19 protein-coding genes are annotated in these 21,760 nt (G+C 48.1%); 11 read left to right on the top strand and 8 right to left on the bottom strand.

Translation table 11 applies throughout. The features are described from left to right. Positions 1–519 precede the first annotated feature (519 nt). Positions 520–1,230, top strand: a complete 711-nt coding sequence (locus QN379_RS04575; protein ID WP_323506117.1) for a phosphatase PAP2 family protein — start codon at positions 520–522, stop codon at positions 1,228–1,230. 270 nt (positions 1,231–1,500) lie between these two features. On the opposite strand, the gene QN379_RS04570 is transcribed toward QN379_RS04575, so the two are convergent. After that, a complete protein-coding gene (locus QN379_RS04570) occupies positions 1,501–2,019 on the bottom strand; it encodes a DUF1269 domain-containing protein (protein WP_323506116.1) in 519 nt (172 codons plus the stop codon). A 154-nt stretch (positions 2,020–2,173) separates the two neighbouring features. Beyond that, positions 2,174–2,815 (bottom strand): FMN-binding negative transcriptional regulator, encoded by a 642-nt coding sequence (locus tag QN379_RS04565; protein ID WP_322236506.1) that lies wholly within the window; start codon positions 2,813–2,815, stop codon positions 2,174–2,176. A gap of 177 nt (positions 2,816–2,992) precedes the next feature. On the opposite strand from QN379_RS04565, the gene QN379_RS04560 reads away from it, so the two are divergent. Beyond that, positions 2,993–3,697, top strand: coding sequence for a glutathione S-transferase C-terminal domain-containing protein (locus QN379_RS04560; protein WP_323506115.1), 705 nt, complete (start codon positions 2,993–2,995; stop codon positions 3,695–3,697). A 196-nt stretch (positions 3,698–3,893) separates the two neighbouring features. Here QN379_RS04560 and QN379_RS04555 read toward each other — a convergent pair whose 3' ends face one another. Further along, positions 3,894–4,691 (bottom strand): transporter substrate-binding domain-containing protein, encoded by a 798-nt coding sequence (locus tag QN379_RS04555; RefSeq protein WP_322236501.1) that lies wholly within the window; start codon positions 4,689–4,691, stop codon positions 3,894–3,896. 317 nt (positions 4,692–5,008) lie between these two features. On the opposite strand from QN379_RS04555, the gene QN379_RS04550 reads away from it, so the two are divergent. After that, the gene (locus tag QN379_RS04550) at positions 5,009–5,311 is read left to right on the top strand and encodes an antibiotic biosynthesis monooxygenase (protein WP_322236500.1); all 303 of its coding nucleotides are present in this window, start codon (positions 5,009–5,011) and stop codon (positions 5,309–5,311) included. 246 nt (positions 5,312–5,557) lie between these two features. Here QN379_RS04550 and QN379_RS04545 read toward each other — a convergent pair whose 3' ends face one another. Next, on the bottom strand, positions 5,558–5,782 hold the full coding sequence (locus tag QN379_RS04545) for a DUF3563 family protein (protein ID WP_322236498.1): 225 nt from the start codon (positions 5,780–5,782) through the stop codon (positions 5,558–5,560). 270 nt (positions 5,783–6,052) lie between these two features. On the opposite strand from QN379_RS04545, the gene sbcB reads away from it, so the two are divergent. Further along, the gene (sbcB, locus tag QN379_RS04540) at positions 6,053–7,486 is read left to right on the top strand and encodes an exodeoxyribonuclease I (protein WP_323506114.1); all 1,434 of its coding nucleotides are present in this window, start codon (positions 6,053–6,055) and stop codon (positions 7,484–7,486) included. Between the two features lie 173 nt (positions 7,487–7,659). Here sbcB and speG read toward each other — a convergent pair whose 3' ends face one another. Both speG and QN379_RS04530 read right to left on the bottom strand, forming a co-directional pair. Beyond that, a complete protein-coding gene (gene speG / locus QN379_RS04535; protein WP_322236495.1) occupies positions 7,660–8,196 on the bottom strand; it encodes a spermidine N1-acetyltransferase in 537 nt (178 codons plus the stop codon). A 191-nt stretch (positions 8,197–8,387) separates the two neighbouring features. Beyond that, positions 8,388–10,907, bottom strand: coding sequence for an acyl-CoA dehydrogenase (locus QN379_RS04530; RefSeq protein WP_323506113.1), 2,520 nt, complete (start codon positions 10,905–10,907; stop codon positions 8,388–8,390). 760 nt (positions 10,908–11,667) lie between these two features. Here QN379_RS04530 and QN379_RS04525 point away from each other — a divergent pair. The 4 genes from QN379_RS04525 to QN379_RS04510 all read left to right on the top strand — a co-directional run bounded on the left by QN379_RS04525 (position 11,668) and on the right by QN379_RS04510 (position 14,482). After that, a complete protein-coding gene (locus QN379_RS04525) occupies positions 11,668–12,666 on the top strand; it encodes a hypothetical protein (protein WP_323506112.1) in 999 nt (332 codons plus the stop codon). A gap of 113 nt (positions 12,667–12,779) precedes the next feature. After that, complete coding sequence (locus QN379_RS04520; protein ID WP_322236488.1) at positions 12,780–13,652, top strand: neutral zinc metallopeptidase; 873 nt, start codon at positions 12,780–12,782, stop codon at positions 13,650–13,652. An 85-nt stretch (positions 13,653–13,737) separates the two neighbouring features. Next, on the top strand, positions 13,738–14,130 hold the full coding sequence (locus QN379_RS04515) for an MAPEG family protein (RefSeq protein WP_322236487.1): 393 nt from the start codon (positions 13,738–13,740) through the stop codon (positions 14,128–14,130). A gap of 118 nt (positions 14,131–14,248) precedes the next feature. After that, positions 14,249–14,482: an RNA-binding S4 domain-containing protein gene (locus QN379_RS04510; RefSeq protein WP_322236485.1), complete on the top strand. Its 234-nt coding sequence runs from the start codon at positions 14,249–14,251 to the stop codon at positions 14,480–14,482. A 108-nt stretch (positions 14,483–14,590) separates the two neighbouring features. Here the strand turns inward: QN379_RS04510 and QN379_RS04505 are convergent, their stop codons facing one another. After that, positions 14,591–16,942, bottom strand: coding sequence for a heavy metal translocating P-type ATPase (locus tag QN379_RS04505; protein WP_322236483.1), 2,352 nt, complete (start codon positions 16,940–16,942; stop codon positions 14,591–14,593). A gap of 149 nt (positions 16,943–17,091) precedes the next feature. On the opposite strand from QN379_RS04505, the gene cadR reads away from it, so the two are divergent. Continuing rightward, complete coding sequence (cadR, locus tag QN379_RS04500) at positions 17,092–17,547, top strand: Cd(II)/Pb(II)-responsive transcriptional regulator (RefSeq protein ID WP_322236482.1); 456 nt, start codon at positions 17,092–17,094, stop codon at positions 17,545–17,547. Positions 17,548–17,773: 226 nt separating this feature from the next. Here cadR and pmbA read toward each other — a convergent pair whose 3' ends face one another. Next, on the bottom strand, positions 17,774–19,138 hold the full coding sequence (gene pmbA, locus QN379_RS04495) for a metalloprotease PmbA (RefSeq protein WP_323506111.1): 1,365 nt from the start codon (positions 19,136–19,138) through the stop codon (positions 17,774–17,776). Positions 19,139–19,511: 373 nt separating this feature from the next. Between pmbA and QN379_RS04490 the strand changes: the two genes are divergently transcribed. Together QN379_RS04490 and QN379_RS04485 are read left to right on the top strand one after the other, a co-directional pair. Beyond that, a complete protein-coding gene (locus tag QN379_RS04490) occupies positions 19,512–20,480 on the top strand; it encodes a tripartite tricarboxylate transporter substrate binding protein (protein ID WP_323506110.1) in 969 nt (322 codons plus the stop codon). 59 nt (positions 20,481–20,539) lie between these two features. Then, a complete protein-coding gene (locus QN379_RS04485) occupies positions 20,540–21,742 on the top strand; it encodes a CoA transferase (RefSeq protein WP_322236476.1) in 1,203 nt (400 codons plus the stop codon). The last annotated feature ends 18 nt before the right edge of the window (positions 21,743–21,760 follow it).

Below are 21,760 nucleotides of genomic sequence, written 5' to 3'. Positions count from 1 at the left end.
ATATTAAATACTACGACAATGAAATTCTCGTGGGCTGGTCCGATGCGCCGGTCATAACTCCAGCTCTCATTTTATTAAATGTTTCTTTGTTGCAATGCAATATTTTTTTGAAAATTTCCCGCTATCGGCGTATCCTTATTTTCAGCAATTGAAGTAAAGAAAACGCATTGGCGCTAGCCTCTGCAAGGGCCTGCATTGCAAATGAGTAATAAAATATTCTGTATAGAAACCTTTCTGCGAGGCTATCGAAATAATTTCGTTACCTTATTTTTATTTGCATAAGAGCGCGCGCACCATGGCTTAACAAAATAGGTCTGCCGCTTGATGCTTTACGAATAATTGTTACCGTTATAGCAAGCTAGAATGCTGTAAAAACCACAATGTACAAAAGTGCTGTTCACCGTTTAAGAAAAAATACGGGCTGCAGGGAGCTTGCATCCAGTATCTTGCCCAAAAAAATAAAAATTGGTAAATTTAACCTGATCGTTTAACTAAATTGTTAAGGGAAGGAAGGGGAAAATGTGGAACAATTCTTTAAATCTGGCGGTGTTCAACTGGCTAGGACAATACACAACCGCTTCAGCAGCCTTCAACCAAATCCTTCACTACATGGCTGGTTCGGACCTGGTGAAAGGCTTTCCTTTTATGGGAGTGATTTGGTTTTTTTGGTTAAGAGAAAATGACTCAAAATTAAATACTCGCAGAATTATTATTGCAACGCTTATAGGCTGCATCATCGCTGCTGGCATTGCTCGAGGCGTCAACAATCTCGGCCAATTTCAACCGCGTCCGATCGCAAACCTGCTACTCACTCATTACGATTATGTTGGGTTGCCACCGCCGGAAAGTCAGGATTTGTATATTTGGAACTCTTTTCCTAGCGATCATGCGGCGCTATTTTTTGGCTTCGCCACAGGCATATTTTTGATTTCAAGAATATTTGGAATCTACACTTACATTTATGTTCTGCTTTTTATAGCCCTACCCCGGATTTATCTGGGTTTGCACTACACGACCGACATTATTGCTGGCGCAATTCTGGGAACGGGTCTTGTATTATTGTGCAACCGAGCGCGCTTCATTCGTCTTTACGACAATCAATTTAACGCATTGTCGCGGCGCTATCCGGCAGCCATTCAAGCAATTATTTTTGTAAGTTGCACCGAAATTTGTTTGCTGTTTTATGACGTACGGCTGCTTTTTCATGGACTATCGAAGTACCTCCATTGAATTGCAAGCGCCGTGCATCACGGCGCTGATTCGACATGTCCACAAAAGTAAGCAACATTGCTTGCGTTTTGTCATTGACGAGGTTAAGTCGCCGCCAGCGAACCAAATGCGGAGATTCACCATTGCTAGTCTCTTGAATAAAAAATTTTCAGGCTCTCATTGCGTAAGTCTTGAGAGAAACAAAGATTGATCGCTTAAGACAAAAAAATTGGAAAAAAAACCCCGAACAAACCATTCGAGGTTTTTAGTTCCCTCTGCCACTTCTATGCTTTAAGGAAATACTGGAATATGCGATTCGACACCACCAAATTTTGCTTCCGGATGCCTTTTTTGGATTAAATCCTCGATAGCGTGTACTTTTTTGAACGGAACATCCACTAGCAACAATACCTTACCGCTAGCGATATCACTCTGAAAATTTTCTAACCGCGAATTGGGTAACGCCGCTGCCGCCATTCCTGACATCCAACCGCCGAGTATGATACCGGCAATTGTTGAGACGACTATCGCGAGCATGTTGAGATGAACCCAGTCTGGAGGAAAATAGACCAGCCATATCCCGCCTAAAAACCCCATCACGCCGCCCATAATCATGCCGTTTTGCGCACCATGTGTCAGATCCGTTTTATGCCAGATATTTGCGTCGGGCATGTCATCCGGCAGGGTTCCCTCGGCTGCCCAGAAATGCATGTGCCGAATTTCGATACGCGCTAACAGCAGTTCATCCAACATGCCACGCGCACTCAACACGTCAGGCAACATGAAATAGAGTCTTTGTCGGGCTAACATAACAATCTCCTTCACCTATAAGTGATATTTACAGCATAGGCAATCAAAGACGAATAGACAAAGTTTATATGTTGTCGAACATTAATATCAATGATTCGTAACGGGGCAAGTCACACAATGCCCATTATAAATAACGGCGACGCGATAACTGGCATCAATTTTTTTTAGCGGCATCACGGATAAGCATCGCCATAGAAACTGCTTGCGCCCCGCCGCTGGCATTCAGCGCCTCAATGACAGTTGCACGATTTTGTGTGGACTGATTCTGGCTTACTTTCCACTTGCCAATTAAACGCGTAATAGTAATTTCAATGCCAACAACGGCCGAAATCATCTTTTCAGTGTAATCATGAGGCGCATCTTCAACCGCCCACGGCGTAGGCAAATTGGCCTCGTTATTAGCGGTAAGTGCCGTAAGGTGACTGCGCAGCCACACGGCATCATCAATTACACGCAATGTGCCATAAGCATGGGTAACCGCATAATTCCAGGTCGGGACAACTTTACCGTGCTCTTTTTTGGTCGCGTACCACGTTGGCGAAATATACGCATTCGGGCCACTGAAAACTGCCAGTATTTCACATTCTTTTTGATATATCTGCCAAAGCGGATTCGCCCGTGCCACATGTCCATACAATGTACCGAAAGGACCCGGCTGCGCCGATAGCAACAATGGAATATGGTTTGCCTCAATCCCATCTGCGGTCATCGTAATCAGCGTGGATAAAGGATGAGCGCGAATGAGATCGTGCATCACTTCCACGCTAGGTTCTGCAAAATGTTTGGGGAGATACATAAAGAATCACTTAAAAGGATTGGTATCGTTATTGTGCCTGAATCGTTCAATTCAGCCCAAATTTCTCAGATGAAAGCTATTTCCGATATTCTATAGGGCTGTCGTTAAGTCGATGGTCTTTCTGACTTCGATTTTTAGCATATACAAACCTCCCAATAACACTCTAAAGGACCCATCATGGCTGATCTTTCACCTTACCCGATAACGCAAAAATGGCCAGCCAGGCATCCTAATCGAATTCAACTCTATTCTCTGCCAACGCCAAACGGCGTCAAGGCCTCGATCATGCTGGAAGAGACTGGTCTGGCTTACGAGCCACACCTCGTCAATTTCGAGACCAATGATCAACTGTCACCTGAGTTTTTATCGCTCAATCCGAATAACAAAATTCCAGCGATACTAGATCCCAACGGTCCAGATGGCAAACCACTCGCGCTATTTGAATCTGGCGCCATTCTGATCTATCTCGCGGAAAAGAGTGGGCAGTTTATGCCGCAGGATACTGCTGGACGCTATGAAACCATTCAATGGTTAATGTTCCAGATTGGTGGAATTGGGCCGATGTTTGGGCAACTCGGCTTCTTTAATAAATTCGCTGGCAAAGAGTATGAAGACAAACGTCCACGTGACCGCTATGTTGCAGAATCCAAACGTCTGCTGGATGTATTAAATCGGCGACTCGCAGACCGCCCCTGGATTATGGGTGAGTCTTATACCATCGCTGACATCGCGATCTTTCCGTGGATACGCAATTTGATTGGTTTTTATGAGGCCGCTGATCTGGTCGGCATCACTGACTTCCCCCACGTGACACGCGCGCTTAATACTTTCGTTACGCGTCCGGCGGTTATTAAAGGTCTTGCGATCCCCAAGCGAACGTGATTTTAAAAAATCTGGTTCAGCTCAATATCCGCACAACCTAAGTACCCGTATGACTTACCATAGTGTCTCAGCAACCAGCTTGTCCACTGTACCGGCTAAGACAGGTCGCCGGTACACAGAGGAACATTAAACGCAAAATACCGATCAGATGGCTGGATATCGAACTGGCTGCATGGGACTTAAGCAGCCTGTCTGCTTACTCGTAAGCGTTCGCCAATTTATCAGGCAAAGGAACGTTCAGCCATTTTTTAACAATGGCATTCAATTCACCTGATTTTTTAGACTTGGTCAAAACGTCGTTAACCTTGGCCATAAGAGCTGGTTCGTCCTTATTCATACCGACCAAGCACTTGGATTCCTGAATAATATATTTCATGACCGGTTTGTGCTTGGGATCTTTTTCGCCGATTGTGATAGCTACAAAGTCACCGGTACCGATCAACCGCACTTGTCCCGAGATATAGGCCGAAATCAGCGTATTGTTGTCTTCGTAGCGCTTCATCACAGTGCTTTTTGGAACGCTGTCCGATAACAATGTATCCTCAAAAGTACCGCGTGCAACGCCCACAGTCTGATTGGCTAATTCGGCCGCATTCGTCACTTTAATGTCCGCTGCACCATAAAGGCTATTGTTGAATGGTGCGTAGGGTTGCGAAAAACTGATGACCTTCTCGCGCTCTGCATTTTTACCCAGAGAAGAAACAACTAAATCCGCTTTACGCGTTTGCAAATAAGCCATGCGATTAGCACTGCCCACCGGAATAAGCTCGGCCTTCACACCGAGACCTTTAGCTAGTAGTTTTGCGACATCAATATCTAATCCTTGCAACTGCATATCCGAGGTAACCGAGCCATAAGGCGGAAAATCCTGCGGTACAGCGATACGGAGAACACCTGACTTCTGAATATCTGCCAGCGCATCCGCATGCGCGCTTTGAGCGGCCAGCGCCATGACATAAACAGATGACAGCAACAATATTTTTTTGAATTTCATTGTGGATCCCGGTGAATGATGTGAAGGAAAAGAATGTAATACAGATGTCATTGTGTGAACTATTTTAAGCACTATCCTGACCAACTACCTTTAGCAATATCTATGCCTAATCTATGCCTATTCACGCCATCTGGCTTAATTTCCTGGTAGCAATACAACCATATCGCTTAGTTCCCGGCAACTATAACCGCTGACTATTATAGATAGGTCAACCTTCAGTACTATCAAATACAAAATTTAAAGCCATTCGTCGGCCGCCCTCCAAAAATGCGACAATTAGGCCTTGTATTCAATCACACAAAATAAACGGAGCCAACATGATTCTTGAACTCGCAGACATCCGCATTCAACCTGGCAAACAAGCCGAATTTGACATAGCGATTCAACGTGGCGTAGCAGAAGCCATCAGCAAAGCCAAGGGCTTTTCAGGCTTTAAAATACACAAAGGGATAGAGTCACCAGAACGTTATGTATTGATGATTTATTGGGAGACATTAGAAAACCACACAGTGGATTTTCGTGAGTCTGCCGCATTTGCCGAATGGCGGGGGATTGTGGGACCGTTATTTGCCGTACCGCCAACAGTCGAGCATTTCTCGCTGTTGGCAAAGTCAAACTAACGACGTAACGGTAGCGTCACGCGCATTACGATATTACAGGTTCGCAGCGATGATCAACGTTGGGCGTGCCCTAATGTGACAATAGGTGCGCGCTACACGCAATGCGTGTCGCAATCATGGGTGGAGGAACCAACTGATGCATTCGCCATTGCGGCGCGTCAAATCAGCTTTTCAACATGGACAACTATTTACTGACGCACTACTTTCAGGAAAGACTTCCCGGATACGTCTTAAAATGACGAAGAGTTAGTAACCCTTCATCCATGCTGCTGACTGTACTGTCTCGCGATCCAATTGACGAATGCGATATTCCAAATCGTACAAATCGGCTGCTTCTGACAAATACGCTTCTTTACGTGCGGCTTCCGACAGTTCGTACGCGTTACCGATGCGCTTGAAGAAAGATGCAATGCTGCCGAAAAAACTGCTTGATTGTGCTGCGCGGGTGGTGCTAATGGTCATCGTAGACATGATATTTTCCTATTTCAATAATTACCGCAAACGGCTTACAATTGTTGCGGCGCACCATCACAATAGCGTTTACAGGGAAAAGTACCAATTTCGAATCCCGATAGCAGTTATCAGCTTTGTGAATTCCAGGGGCTAACACCTCGACTTTCGGCTTTTTAGTAGAACGCTTCAATTGTTGTAAAAAGAGGCTAGTTGTTATAAAAGAACTGTGCAGCATGCAACATTTACTAACCATTCCCGCTCAATCTTTCCATACAAAATCCAATATTGATGTCCAATCACACCTTTCTCTGGCACGACTACGAAACTTTTGGCGCGCAGCCGCGACGAGACCGCCCGGCCCAGTTTGCGGCAATTCGCACTGATGCCGAGTTGAATGAAATCGGCGATCCGATCATGCTTTATTGCAAACCCGCCCCAGATTTTCTGCCCGATCCGCAGTCGTGCCTGATTACGCATATCACGCCGCAGCAATGTCTGGAACGTGGCGTCCCTGAGTTCCAGTTTGCAGCTGAGATTGAACGCGCCTTTTCACAAGAAGGCACGATTGGTGTGGGTTACAACACGATTCGCTTCGATGATGAAATTACGCGGTTCATGTTTTGGCGCAATCTGATTGATCCTTATGCACGTGAGTGGCAAAATAATTGCGGGCGATGGGACATTCTGGACGTCGTGCGTACCGCGTATGCGCTGCGCCCGGAAGGCATACAGTGGCCCATCAATGACGAAGGCCGGCCGAGTTTTCGTCTGGAGCATTTAACCGCCGCCAACGGGCTAAGTCACGAGGCCGCACATGATGCGCTTTCAGACGTGCGCGCCACCATCGCTTTGGCCCGATTAATTCGTCAACATCAGCCTAAGTTATTCGACTTTTGTCTGGGATTACATAAAAAAGATCGGGTTGCAGCGGAGCTAGGTTTGACGACAAAAAAACCGTTCTTGCATATTTCTGGCATGTTCCCGGCAGAGCAAGGTTGTATTGCCGTGATGTGGCCGCTTGGCGTGCATCCGACGAATAAAAACGAGATATTGGCATGGAATCTGGCCTTTGATCCAAGCGAGTTATTCGATCTTGATCCGGAAATCGTTCGCACGCGTCTGTTTAGTAAAACTGCCGATTTGCCGGAGGGAATGACACGTTTACCATTAAAGTCGATCCATATCAACAAGTCGCCGATGGTCATCAGCAACCTAAAGACTTTATCACCGGAAATGACCGCCAAATGGGGCATAGATCGTGACTTGGTGCTCACACACGCTGATATAGCAGTAAGAGCACCGGATCTAACGACATTGTGGAGGCAAGTATTCCAGCGCCCGGCCGACGCTCCTGTCGATGTAGATGAAGATTTGTATGGCGGTTTTATCGGCAACAACGATCGCCGCACGCTAAACGACTTGCGTGCGATGTCTCCACAAAAGCTGAGTGCCACAGTGCCCCATTTTGACGATCAGCGACTGGAAGAACTGGTGTTCCGCTATCGTGCCCGCAACTTTCCACAAACCTTGTCGGAACAGGAAAGTCAGCGATGGCAGGATCACCGCGCCGCACGCCTGTTTGACGGCAAAGGCGGCGCACGCAACATCGATGACTTTTTTGCGTCTATCGATGCCCTGTCAGAAACCGCCGACGAGCGCGGCGAGGAGATTTTGGGTGAGCTTTACGATTATGTGGAGATGATTGCGCCGGAGCGGGACTGAGGATTTACTGCCGATCAAGCTAAAATTAAATTCTAATTAAGTAAAGTACACATCTGTTTAGTTTTGGTCATCGTTAACCCACGATGACCACATCATATTTGATTTAAAACCTCAAAGATAATTGGCGATTGGGTTGCTCATTTAATCGCTAATCGCTACCCACAGCAAATAGCTCAACGCTGTCGCTTCTCCAAATACTCCACCTGAAACATACACATTCTGATCGCATCGCGGTATTCGCCATTGACGAAAAATTCGCTCCGCAATTCGCTCTCTAACGTAAAATCACATTTGTCGTAGATGTGGATAGCCTTAAGGTTTTCTTTGTCGACGTATAGATAAAGTTTGTATAAATTGAGTACGCAAAACGCGTACTCAATCGCCAACCGACAAGCGAGTTCTGCATACCCCTTTCCCTGCGCTGCGGGAGCGACGATAATCTGAAACTCTGCGCGTCGGTGAATATAATTGATTTCAACCAGCTCCACTAAACCGACCATCTCTCCCGCATCGCTCTCTAAGATAAACCGCCGTTCACCCTGATCATGAACGTGTTGGTCGTAAAGTTGAACCAGTTCGACATAGGCTTCATAAGGCTCCTCGAACCAGTACCGCATGATGTGACTGTTATTATCGAGTTGATGGACGAAATGTAGATCATTCCGTTCGAGAGGACGCAATCTAACGCCCGGTTTGGTCAATGTGGTCATGATGAGTTTCTATTCAATAATACTGTGGGTATTTCTACTGCTTGAACTTAATACTCTAATTTGTTGCACTAATGTGTTGGTTTAATTTGATTTTGCAGGGACATCACTTTTGAATATATCCTCCTCGTCACAATCCTTTAATATTAATCGCCTATTCAATCCAACTCTATTGATTAGGACTTATGTAAATCCTACTGGTGATATTGCTGAAGCTGGTTCAGTTGCTGTCTTTTTTGGAGTGCTTCCAACCGGTTCAAATCCTGCGGAAAATCATCTACCTGAACACTGATGTCGCCGCAATGTGCAAAATCACTCAACACAACATTTTCCTCCTCAGTGATAAATCCACCAGCCATGGCCTCCGCAATCCAGTGCTGCATTTCAATCAAACTTTGCGGAATCGGTGCTAGATTACCGTCCTTAATCGCTGGCTTCAGACGCGCCTCAATCGCATTGACTGCAGGAATTAACTTGAATGCCAGTTCACCATAAGCAGTCGGAGCTTGCGCATGATCAGGTAAAAATATATCGGCAATCAGGCGATCACGACTAGCACCATCGGTTTGCATTGCCCGCGCCAGCGTGCTATCAAGCGCATCAGATGGTTTTTGGTACGATAATCCAAAGGGAAAAGCCACAAGCCGCAAGATAAACGCCAAAGGTCGGTTCGGATAATTCGCCAACACGCCGATATAAGCCTCTTGCGCTTGATACAAAGCATCTTGCGCAGCCCAATGCACGTAGGGCAAATCATCTTGTTGGCGACCGTCATCTTCATAGCGCTTGAGTACGCTGGAGATCAAATACAGTTGCGATAATACGTCGCCCAATCTTGCCGAAATCCGCTCACGGAATTTGAGGGAACCGCCAAGCGCAAACATCGATGCATCGCTAAGTAAAGCAAACGCAGCCGACAGTCGATTCACCGCACGATAAAAATGTCGCAGTTCCACCGGCGCTGCCTTTGGTGCAGCCAGCCACGTTCCGGCAGAAAGTCCGCCCAACAAGGTTCTGGCGAAATTAGCAAAAATAAAACTGATATGTCCGAAAAAAGCCTGATCGAAATCTTGCAAAGCTTTGCCATCGTCCTGATCCGTGGCAGCGGCCATTTCCTTCAGCACATAAGGATGGCAACGGATTGCACCCTGACCGAAAATAATCAGACATCGCGTCAGAATATTTGCGCCCTCAACAGTGATCGCAATCGGTATTTGTTGATAGGTCCGCGCCAGAAAATTATTCGGCCCCATGCAGATTCCCTTGCCACCGAGAATGTCCATACCTGCATTAACAATCACACGACCTCGTTCGGTCACGTGATATTTGGAAATCGCCGAAATCACCGATGGCTTCTCGCCGCTATCCACGGCCAGCGCCGACAACCTGCGCGTGGCGTCAATCAGATATAGATTGCCACCCATGCGCGCCAGCATTTCGTGAATGCCCTCAAACTTGCCTATTGGAATTTTGAATTGATTGCGCATCGCCGCATAGGCGCTGGTTCCACGCACCGCCATCTTTGAAAATCCTACCGTCGAAGAAGGGAGCGAAATGGCCCGACCAGCGGCCAGACATTCCATCAACATGTGCCAACCTTTGCCAATCTGTGCGCTTCCGCCGATGACCCAATCCAGTGGGATAAAGACATCCTTGCCGGAAGTCGGTCCATTTTGAAATACAGCATCTAAAGGCCAGTGACGACGTCCCGTCACGACGCCCGGATGGTTGGTCGGAATTAATGCGCAGGTTATCCCCAGATCGCCTTCTCCGTGCACCTCAAAGGTGCCATCGGAAGATAGCAATCCGTCAGGATCATGCACCCGAAATGCCAGGCCCAGCACCGTCGCTACCGGGCCTAACGTGATATATCGTTTGTCCCAAGTGACGCGAAATCCCAAAGTTTGCTGACCTTGATGTAATCCTTGGCAAACCACCCCGATATCGGGAATTGCCGCAGCATCGGAACCGGCGTAAGGACTCGTTAAGGCAAAACAGGGGATTTCGTCCCCCGCCGCCAAGCGCGGCAGATAATGGTCTTTTTGAGCATCAGTGCCATATTCCAGCAATAACTCAGCAGGACCGAGCGAATTAGGTACCATCACCGAAATCGCCGCCGCCGAGCAATGCGAGGATAACTTCATGATCACTTGCGAATGCATATACGCCGAGAAAGCCTTGCCGCCGTATTGCTTCGGAATGATCATTCCAAGAAACCCCTTGTCCTTGATAAATTGCCAGGCATGAGGCGGCAGATCTTGCCACACTTCGGTGGTTTCCCAATCTGTAATCAACCCACACAACTGCTCCACTTCATTGTCGAGAAATGCCTGCTCTTCTTCGCTTAAGGCAGGCGGTGCCAACGTCAGCAATTTCTTCCAATCCGGCTTACCGGAAAACAATTCGGCATCCCACCACGTCGTTCCCGCTTCAATGGCATCCCGTTCGGTTTGCGACATGCGCGGGAGAATTCTTTTAAAAATCTTCAGAATCGGGACGGTTAACAAGCGCATCCGTAGCGGCTTAATAGCGACGATCAAAGCAGGTGCCACTAATAACAACGACAGCAGAATAGTCGCGACGAGGCCAATCCGCGCTAACTCAAAGCCTGCAGCGATCCAGAGTGCTATCGCCACCAGCCATATCAAGGCATTGACCCGCAAGGTCATCAGGCCGATACCAATAATGATCAGCGCTGCGATCCAATAAAACATGCTTTCTCCTCTATGAATGTTGCAGGAATTTGCCTTGTCGATCTAACGCCCATGCGATCAATATTCGTCCCTATGACAAAATTTAAATGACACGCAGATACAGCACTAAACTTCAAACTGACGACAAATAGCTAACTTGTATTGAATAAACCGCAATTTCAACTGCAATCAATTGATTTTCTACGATATCTGTTGGTCACTTGCCACTAGGCAAAAGTTCAACTATTTCACAGTATGTTTCAGTGCTGAGGTACGGAGGCCTTCTCAAAATGCGTGTAATTGCACCGTCAATTGAGTGTATGAAAAGATAATTAACCTATCAATTTATTATTTGCAAAGGTTGCGTGCCGCTGATTTAAAAAGGCCAATGACGACTCAGTGCACCCTCGTAAGATTCGTTTCACCATCGTTATGAGAACTTTTACACCAATGCCATTAATCATGATGATGTTCATCGATGGCGTGGCTTTAGAGAAACTAAGTCTTTTCCCTATTAATGGTCCAAAAAGAGGAAAACCTTTGGTGCGCGGTTTTCGTCGGGATTATTATTCCGATGTAGTTTTCCACAATATCTACATCACCAGACGGTACGACCAAACTGATTCTAGATCACCCTATCAACGCACGAGTTTTATGACAAAACGTTTGTGCTTTACAGTACGCTTTCTGCCACCATGCGAAGCACAAGGATGCGAGGTGAAAGACAAGTAATGTAAATCCTGAACACTATTATTTTTTTATCAGGAGAAACAAGACACCTATGCCTATTACAAGCGTATCTTCACCTTGTTATATCGGACAAGCACTGTCAGTTAATGCGGTAACGCAAAGTTGTTATCCTGCTAGCGCAGGTTCAACCGGTGCGTATGCGTCCGGCCTCAGCAGGAACGATCCCACGTCTTATTCACTTCAAACGATTAATGGGCCACCACCGTGTCCTATTAATGTCAAAGAACGAGAGTGGGACGCACTTCTGGAGGAATTACCCGCCAATCTGACTTTACAGATATGGTGCGATGCGGTATCCAGCGGTTTCTCAAAAACACCAATGGGACAAAACACCGGATGGATGTGGCACGACATTTTGATCGAAAAGAGTGATCTATCTAATTTATCTGAAGATGACCATACGAGGCTATGCCAGATGTTGGAGGCGCTTTGGGGTGAAAGTATCAACAGTATCGGTTTTCCAACGTTTCAGGAGCAGGCGGTTGAAACGACCGAATATATATTACAGGAGGCTGCAGATAACCATGCGTTATTAAGACGGCTACCCAGAAACAATCCACTCACAATCCTTATTGCCAAACGATTCGACGCTGACGACGGACACCGCTGGGCCGCTCAGCAGCGCACAACCATGCTTGTCAATCAACTTGTCGAAGCACTTCCCTTTCTTTCAGTTCCGGCAAAATATTACGAGAGTTCTACACTTCAAGGTAATCCAATCTCTATCCTGGAAACGACTGGTATATATAAAAAAATTGAACACTTCCTATGGAATTTTGATCAAAAAACGCGTGAAAATCACCCTGAATATTGGTCTACCCGCATAACTGAACCTGTATTTGAACAGATAAAGGAGCATTGGTTTGAGCACATGAAAACCGTCAATCAACGCAATCCTGATGCAGACGCGGCGGAAATGATCAAAAGCTGGGATGAAATTAGCGCAAGTTTAACGATACAACCTTGTCCTACTGTCGATGATATGTTGTCTGGTTTTTGCGTATGTTCGGAACATGCGGACTACGGATAATATTAAAAAATAGCGTAGTGGCCATGTCACTTTAAATTTCTTGACGGTTTGAACACCTTGCCTGATCAGTATTCCGCTAAAATCATCCAGACAGTCAAAAGTGAGATCGCGCCATGAAATGGGATGGAAACCGGGAAAGTGATAATGTCGAAGACCGTCGCGGCGCAGGTGGCGGTGGTGGCTTTGGCGGTGGTCGGTCGATTGGACTAGGGACCATTGTGATCGCGCTGGTAGCGTCTTATTTCTTCGGCGTCAGTCCAATGACAGTCATCAATCTGCTCAGCGGTGGCGGCGCACCCCTCCAGTCCCAGCAGCAAGGTGCTCCGCTTGCGCCTCCTGCAAATGACCAAACTACACGATTTGTATCAACCGTTCTGGCTGACACCGAAGATGTATGGACTGAAATTTTTCGCGCCGGAGGCAAAACTTACATCGCTCCTAAACTGGTATTATTTTCTGGCGCGACCGCAACATCCTGCGGGACTGGCCAAACCGCATCGGGCCCCTTCTACTGTCCTGGCGATCAAAAAGTGTACATTGATTTGACGTTTTTCCAGACGATGAAACAACGCTTTAACGTGTCAGGCGATTTTGCCCAAGCGTACGTCATCGCGCATGAAGTCGGCCATCACGTCCAGAATCTTCTGGGGATTATGGAAAAAGTTGACAAAGCCCGGCGATCAGCAACAGAAAAGCAAGCCAACGCCCTGTCCGTCAAAGTCGAACTGCAGGCCGACTGCCTCGCGGGCGTATGGGCTTTTCATGCCAATAAAGAGCGAAACATTTTGGAGCAAGGCGACGTAGAGGCCGCATTGAACGCAGCCAATGCCATTGGTGATGACGCGCTACAACAGAAAGCCCAAGGGCAAATAGTCCCCGACTCTTTCACCCATGGCACTTCAGCGCAGCGGGTACGCTGGTTCAAACAAGGTATTGCAAATGGTCAAGTTGCAGCATGCAATACTTTTGATGCCCAAATGCTGTAACCTGCCAAAACTTTCTCATGGTCGTCATTGCGAAATGATGACCATCTCCCCTTACAAACTATCTGATTTTTATTGTGGAGTATTCATGACCATCGCTTACTGGTGCGTACTTGTTGCTGGACTAATGGCCCCTTTCACTGTTGCCATTGCCAAATGGGGTCGCCGTGATTTTGACAATAGCGAACCACGTGCGTGGCTTGACAAGCAATCGGGATTACGACGTCGGGCAGATTTTGCCCATCGCAATCACTTTGAGGCATTTCCTTTTTTTGCCGCTGGTGTCATCATCGCGCATCAGGTACATGCAGCACAAAACACCTTAAACACACTGGCACTAGTCTTCATCGCAGCGCGTCTGGTCTATACCGCGTGCTATTTAATGGATAAATCATCACAACGCTCGCTTGCATGGATTGTCGGTTATGCAGCGGTGATCGCCCTGTTCGTTCTCTCCGCGATCTCGCCAGTTGTTCATTGAATACCATAAAAAGTGCCACTTAACCTCCCCACTGACAGAAGTGACTTACCATTGAAGTAACGCTACGAATGCGAGTAAATCTGCCCGTAGCGTCTTTTTATCATTATTGGAATCCTGAATGCAACAGCTTACATTTAATATCGATGGCGAATACGTCGAGCTTAACCAACTATTAAAATTAACCGGCGTGTGTGACAGCGGTGGCGCTGGCAAAGCGATCGTCGCTAGTGGTGACGTAGCGGTGGATGGCAAGGTTGAGCTACGTAAGACATGTAAAATCCGCGCTGGTCAAATCGTCACGTTAGGGGATATAAAAATTCGCGTACTAGCTGCGGATCAAGCGGCTGAATAAACGATTGCCCCGCTCCGTCCTAAAACGGGGCAATCGATATTGCGGCAGCGGTCTTTTGAGCTGCCCATTTTTTATAAATCGTTCGTCTGATTGTTAATTTTCACCGCCCTAACGGAACGCCCGCAATAAACGTAAGCCGTTAAACACCACCAGCAAACTTGCTCCCATATCGGCAAATACGGCCATCCATAACGTCGCTTCCCCCGTCAGGGCGAGCACCAAAAATACGGCTTTGATGCCGAGCGCCAGAGTGATGTTTTGCATCAGCACGTTATGCGTTTTTTTGCTGAGACGAATGAAGTCGGGAATCTTGCGCAGGTCATCATCCATGAGTGCCACATCCGCCGTTTCAAGTGCGGTATCGGTACCGGCGGCACCCATCGCAAAGCCAATGTTTGCTTTTGCCAAAGCAGGCGCATCGTTAATGCCATCGCCAACCATTCCAACCATGCCATAACGCTTAATCAAATCGCTGATAGCGTTTAATTTATCGTCCGGCAACAAATTGCCGCGTGCGTCTGCAATGCCAACCTTCTCGCCGATAGCTTGTGCGGTGTGCGGATTATCCCCGGTCAATATGACCGCCGCTATTCCTATCGCTTTCAACTGTGTAATCGCCTCCACACTCGTATCGCGGACCGTATCGGCGACCGCCAGGACCAATAATGGTGTGGTGGCCGAACACAAGACGATGGTCGTTTTCCCCTGCATCTCCAAGGCTTCTAACTGCGCCTCTAGTATCAGGCTACAAATACCCATATCGTGGACCATGCGGTGATTGCCCAAATAGAAAAGCTGCCCTTCTACACGACCCTTTACACCAAGACCGGTCAATGCCTCAAACTCGCTAACATCGATCAAATCGGTGACATCATTGGTCAACTGCCAATGCGCTGCCACGGCGGTTGAAACCGGATGATCTGAGCGATGGGAAAGGCTAGCGGCCAAACGCTGGTATGCAATCAGGTTCGCTGTCGGGTCTTGAGGCTGGGCTAATTGGGTATCGGTCACCACAGGTTTACCCACAGTCAAAGTGCCGGTTTTATCCAGCGCCAAGGCTTTGATCTTGCGTCCCATTTCCAAATACACGCCACCTTTTATGAGCAAACCATGCTTGGCCGCCGCAGCTAGTCCACTCACCACCGTCACCGGTGTCGAGATCACCAATGCGCAAGGACAGGCAATCACGAGCAATACCAAAGCCTTATAAATCCATGGATAAAATGCGGTCCCCAACACTAGCGGCGGTAACACCGCCACCAGCAATGCCATCAACACCACGGCGGGAATGTAATACTGCGCAAACTGATCCACGAAGCGCTGCGTTGGCGCGCGCTGGCCTTGTGCCTGTTGCACACTTTTGATGATGCGCGATAAGGTCGAATTGGCTTGTAGCGCCGTGACTTTATAGTCAAATGCGCCACGCTCGTTGATTGTGCCCGCAAATACCTGATCACCGGATTGTTTGACCACCGGCATACTCTCACCGGTTATCGGAGCCTGATTAATCGTGGTCTGACCAGCCATGACGATACCGTCAAGCGGTACGCGTTCGCCTGGCCTGACGCGGACCAATGCTGCCATGACGACCTGAGCGGTAGGAATTTCCTGCCAGCTGCCAGCTGCATCTTGTACCGTCGCCTTATCCGGGGCCATTGCCATCAATCCCTTGATCGCATTACGGGCGCGATCCAACGACAGCGCTTCGATCATTTCAGCCAAGGCGAACAAGAAAATCACCACCGCCGCTTCTGGCCATTGGCCGATGACCGCGGCACCAATGACGGCCAGCGACATGAGGAAGTTCATATTCAGCGAAAAATTCCGGAGCGCAATCCAGCCCTTTTTTAACGTATCCAGGCCACCAGTAAAAATTGCCAACAGCGCCAATCCAATGACGAACCAGGAAGTTTCATTGCCACTAGTCCACGCTACGACTTCCGAACCGACGGCTGCGATCCCCGACACGCCGATCAATAGCCATTTACTACGCGCAATTTTAAAAGCGCCGTCGCCGAGTTCAGCGCTCAATCCGGTTATTCCCGTCAGCGTGTCGGACTTCAGGGCCGGGTCAAGATCAAGGGCCTTCAAAGAACTGATAATGCTCGCTACTGAATCCAGATGATGCTGCACCGTTAGTTCGCGCTGGATCAGATTGAACTGCATCCCGACGATACCGGCCATGTTTTTAAACCGGTCACGAATTAATTTTTCTTCCGTCGGGCAATCCATTTTTTGAATTAAAAACACCGCTTCCGCGCTTCCAACTGCCGCTCCGGCACTCAAAAATGGTGCATTGACAGATTGACCATTAGTGGATGTGGCAACCGGACCATGGTCGTGATGGGCGTGGGCACACTCGTGGGCGAGCTCGGCATGATCCTGCACATGTTCTTGCGAATGTGCGCGCTCGGGGTCATGCTGGTGCGCGTGCTTATGGTCGTGTTGACAACTTCCCATGCATCTCTCCTCAATTCAATATTTGATCGTCTTGCGTATTTAAAACCCTGAAGCTACTATAGAGTCAAGCGTTAGCTTTGAAAATCGCAAAAAATGTTATTTAAGCAAATTATCGTTGCCGAACGTAACCTAAGAGAGGTAAGGAAAATATGACTACCACCACACTCAAAATCGGTGAGCTATCTACGCACGCGGGGTGTCCCATTGAAACTATTCGGTATTATGAAAAAGAAGGATTACTGCCGCTAGCGGCTCGGTCGCTTGGCAACTACCGTTTGTATGGACCTAGCCACGTAGAGCGTCTGCAATTTATCCGCCATTGCCGATCATTGGATATGACACTTGAGGAAGTGCGCAGTTTGTTGCAGTTCAGGGATTTGCCGGAAGAAAATTGCGAGAAAATTAACAGCCTTTTAGATCACCACATCGACCACGTTGCTAACCGTATTGCGGAGCTTAAGGCGCTGCAATTGCAGTTAAAACAGTTGCGCAAACAATGTCATAGCGTGCAGGCAGCTAAGGATTGTGGAATTTTGCAAGGGTTGGCGAATATGGAGGATGAGCGAGTCGTTAATTTGGGCAGCCACGGTGGCGGCTGTCATTAAGACGTGGGATATTGAGAGTCCCTTCGGATTTGTAGGCGAACGATGCGATCTTGGTGACTAATACTTATGGGCAATGAGAAATCAGGAATGAGGGCATAAATAAGATGGTGTAAATAATTATCTCGATCACGCCCGCCTTCCAGTGAAGGCAATATAAATGCATGCCAATAGACATCTATATTGTTCCACCCTGATTAAACTACGACAACCGACACTAGCGCTCGTTTTAATTTCCCGCCACAGTCATGCTCTCAATCAAAATCGAGCCGGTCAAACTACTTCCCCGCGTCAATGTGTCGGCACCAATCGCCACAATCTGCGCCAACATATCCTTCATATTTCCGGCAATCGTGATTTCCTCAACCGGATACTGAATCATGCCGTTCTCAACCCAATAACCTGATGCGCCGCGGGAGTAATCACCAGTGACATAATTCACTCCCGACCCCATCAACTCCGTCACCAATAAGCCAGTATGCAACTTCTTCAACATTGCCTTGAAGTTATCACTCGCTACCGTCAGTGAGGAAGTAAGCGCCAAATTATGTGATCCACCCGCATTGCCCGTAGTCGTCATGCCTAGCTTGCGCGCTGAATACGTCGACAAAAAATAGCCTTGTACCACGCCGTCTTTCACCACGTCGCGGCGGTGCGTTTTAACACCCTCATCATCAAATGGCGCAGAACTGACGGCACCAATAATATGCGGATCTTCGACGATCTGAATGTGTGATGCAAAGACCGATTTGCCGAGGGTATCAAGCAAGAAAGTCGACTTGCGATACAACGCACCACCGGATACGGCTTGCACGAAAGCACCCAACAAACCCGACGCCAGCGGCGCTTCAAACAGCACTGGACACTTACGTGTATCAAGCTGACGCGCGTTCAAACGCGCCAATGCACGCTCTGCCGCGTAACGTCCAATTGCTTCCGGTTTGGCTAACTTCTTAGGATCACGCACCGATGAATACCAACTATCACGCTGCATTTTTCCACCTTTTCCAGCGATCGGTGAGACCGACAAAGTATGCCGCGAGAATGGGTAACCGCCCATAAAACCGCGTGAGTTGGCACTGACAAAATGCGATTGTTGTGCATAGACGCCGGCGCCTTCGCTATTGGTAATCCGCTTGTCAACGGCAAACGCCGCTGCCTCGCAACGCTTCGCCAACTCCACCGCTTCTTCGGTCGTTATCGACCAAGGCGTGCACAATTTCAGGTCACGCGGTTGCGTTTCCAACATCTCTGCATCGGGCAAACCGGCGCAATCGTCCTCTGCAGTAAAACGCGCAATATTGTATGCCGCATCGACAGTATCTTTTAACGACTGCGCCGAAAAGTCCGACGTGCTGGCGTTGCCGCGTCGCGTGTGCCGTTCCTCACCCAGATACACGGTCACGCCTATGCCTTTGTCTTTATTCTGCTCGATAGTCTCAATACCGCCCTTGCGTACACCAACCGAAAGCCCGCTGCCTTCACTGATATCGACGGCAGCATTGGAAGCGCCTTTTTCCCTTGCATAGCGCAAAACATCTTGTGCAAGTTGTTTTAATTGGTCTTGAGAATGGAGAAATACGGATTCGCTCATATGCTGGTTTTCTTTAGTGTTAGTTGGGGGACAGAAGTCATTCGTAAGGATGCAAAAACTTTCGCCGCGATCACTGCACAGTTTAACCCACTCCTTCCTATAACTAATCGATGACCTGCAAAGCACATGTTTAACAGTCCCCGTCCGCGCTATCGCGAGCGATTTGTCAGGCGACAGGGATGTGCCGCTTCCAGCCAGCAAGGGTTAGGAAAGAAGTCTCCAATCCTGATCCGAGGCAATCATTTTCCGCAGGGAAACTAGCAAGATATCAACCTTTTGCTAATAACAGAAGTCAAATAATTAATTTTACTCCACCAATATTTCCACGCTAGTATCGGCCGATCGCCACCATTCGTGAAAATGTGAGGAATTAATGAGACGTAGTGCCGTTACTGGATTTATTTTAGCCGTTCTGACGATGACATTATCACTTACAACGGCGGCAGAAGATTTCCCATCAAGAATGATTACCATTGTCGTACCTTTTCCAGCCGGAAGTGCCACGGACAGCATTGCACGTCGATTGGCTGGAGATTTAGGTAAAGATTTCAAAGTTCCCGTCGTCGTAGAAAACAAGCCTGGCGCCGATGGTAATCTTGCAGCGCTATTTACTCTTCGCGCAAAACCGGACGGTTATACAATTTTTGTAACCACAAACTCTACACAAGCCGCCAATGTAAGTCTTTATAAATCAATGCCATTCGACCCCAAGGCTGATTTTACGGCGGTCGCGGGACTTGTAACCATTCCTATGCTGCTCACGGTAAGGGCTGACTTCCCAGCCAAAAATATCGCTGAATTCATTGCTTTGGCAAGGAAGAGCACGCCCCCTCTGACATTTGGTAGCGGCAATCAGACGGGTCGGGGGGCTGGCGAATTGTTGAAAGCAAGACAAGGAATCGACATGCTGAACGTGCCTTATACCGGCGCGCCTCAGGCCTTGACCGACTTGATCGGCGGGCGCATTGACTGCTTCATCGCCGACCCGGTTAGCGCGACAGGTTTAGCGCAAAAGGGCTTAATACGTGTATTGGCGGTCACCAGCTCGAAGCGAATCGCGACAATGCCGGACGTCCCGACCTTAGCCGAGAGTGGTCTGCCCGGCTTCGAATTAATCGCCTGGGTTGGAGCCTTCGTTAATGCAAAAACTCCGCGTTCGGTTGTCACCAGACTTAATGCATCCATGAACACCGTTCTCACTGATCCTCCGACAGTTGGTTTTCTGGCGACAATTGGCGCAACGCCATTCACGACTACCCCCGAGCAACTTGCTAGCTTTGCGGAAGCAGATACAAAGCGATGGGCCCAGATAGTGGAAGTAGCGCACATTGAAAAAAAATAGGCATCGTCACAGTCTTGCGGTAACCACGCGCCTCATTTCTCGGCAGAAAGGCAATCTTCATGACTAACGTAGGCGGACCGCTCGCGGGAATACGTATTATTGATATGACTTCGGTATTAATGGGGCCATTCGCAACCCAAATCCTCGCCGATTACGGTGCGGACGTCATCAAAATTGAGAGCGAAGATGGTGATCTGTTCCGCCTGGCTGGCGCGATGCGAAACCCCAAGATGGGCGCGCTATTTCTCCAAACCAATCGTAACAAAAGAAGTGTGGTTCTTGACGCGAAGACCGAAGAGGGACGTTCTGCGCTTTTAGCGCTGTGTGAAGACGCGGATGTTTTTGTCAGCAATATTCGTCCATCCGCGTTAAAACGCTTGGGAATGGGGTACGAAGATGTCAAGGCCCGCAATCCCGCTATTATTTACGCTTCGTTAGTCGGTTATGGACAGCAAGGTCCATACAAGGACCGTCCGGCATATGACGATCTGATCCAGGGAATATCGGCGATACCATCCTTAATTAGCCGCACGCAGGATAGCAAACCACAATATGTCCCAATAACGATGGCTGACAAGGTGGCCGGACTTTCAGCGGCCCACGCGATATTGGCGGCACTGGTTTACAAAGAACGCACTGGCTTAGGACAAAGTATAGAAGTGCCCATGTTCGAGATCATGACGCAATTTGTATTGACCGATCATATAGGCGGACATTGTTTTGAGCCTACCACCGGACCGGCTGGCTACAACAGGCTTTTAGCGCCCGACCGCAGACCATATGAAACCAAGGATGGGTTCATATCACTGCTCGTTTATACGGATGAACACTGGAGGAAGTTTTTCCAGATACTCGGTAGGCCTGAAGAGTACGCAAGCTCACCCATATTTAACGATCACGCGACCCGCACGCGCAGCTATGACGAGGTGTATCGTTATCTGGCAGCTGTTGTCAAAACCAAGACGACCGATGAATGGCAGACCGCGCTGGAAAAGTACGATATTCCATGGGCGCCCATGCATAGCATTGAGGGCCTGATTAATGATCCTCACCTCAAATCGGTAGACCTGATCAAGACCATGGAACATCCAACAGAAGGCAAGATCAGGATGATTGCGCCTCCGATCACGTTCAGTCTGACGCCTTGTTCCGTTTATCGTCTTCCACCGCAATTGGGAGAGCACACGGATGAGGTGTTCAAAGAATTTGGTATCACGCCGAAGGAAAAAACAGAGACATTTTCGGATGTTGAACGCAGTTAGACCAGATTCCATCCGTTG

Source organism: Glaciimonas sp. Gout2 (assembly GCF_035018905.1).
Lineage (GTDB): Bacteria > Pseudomonadota > Gammaproteobacteria > Burkholderiales > Burkholderiaceae_D > Glaciimonas.
This window is presented reverse-complemented; position numbering and strand designations above follow the sequence as displayed.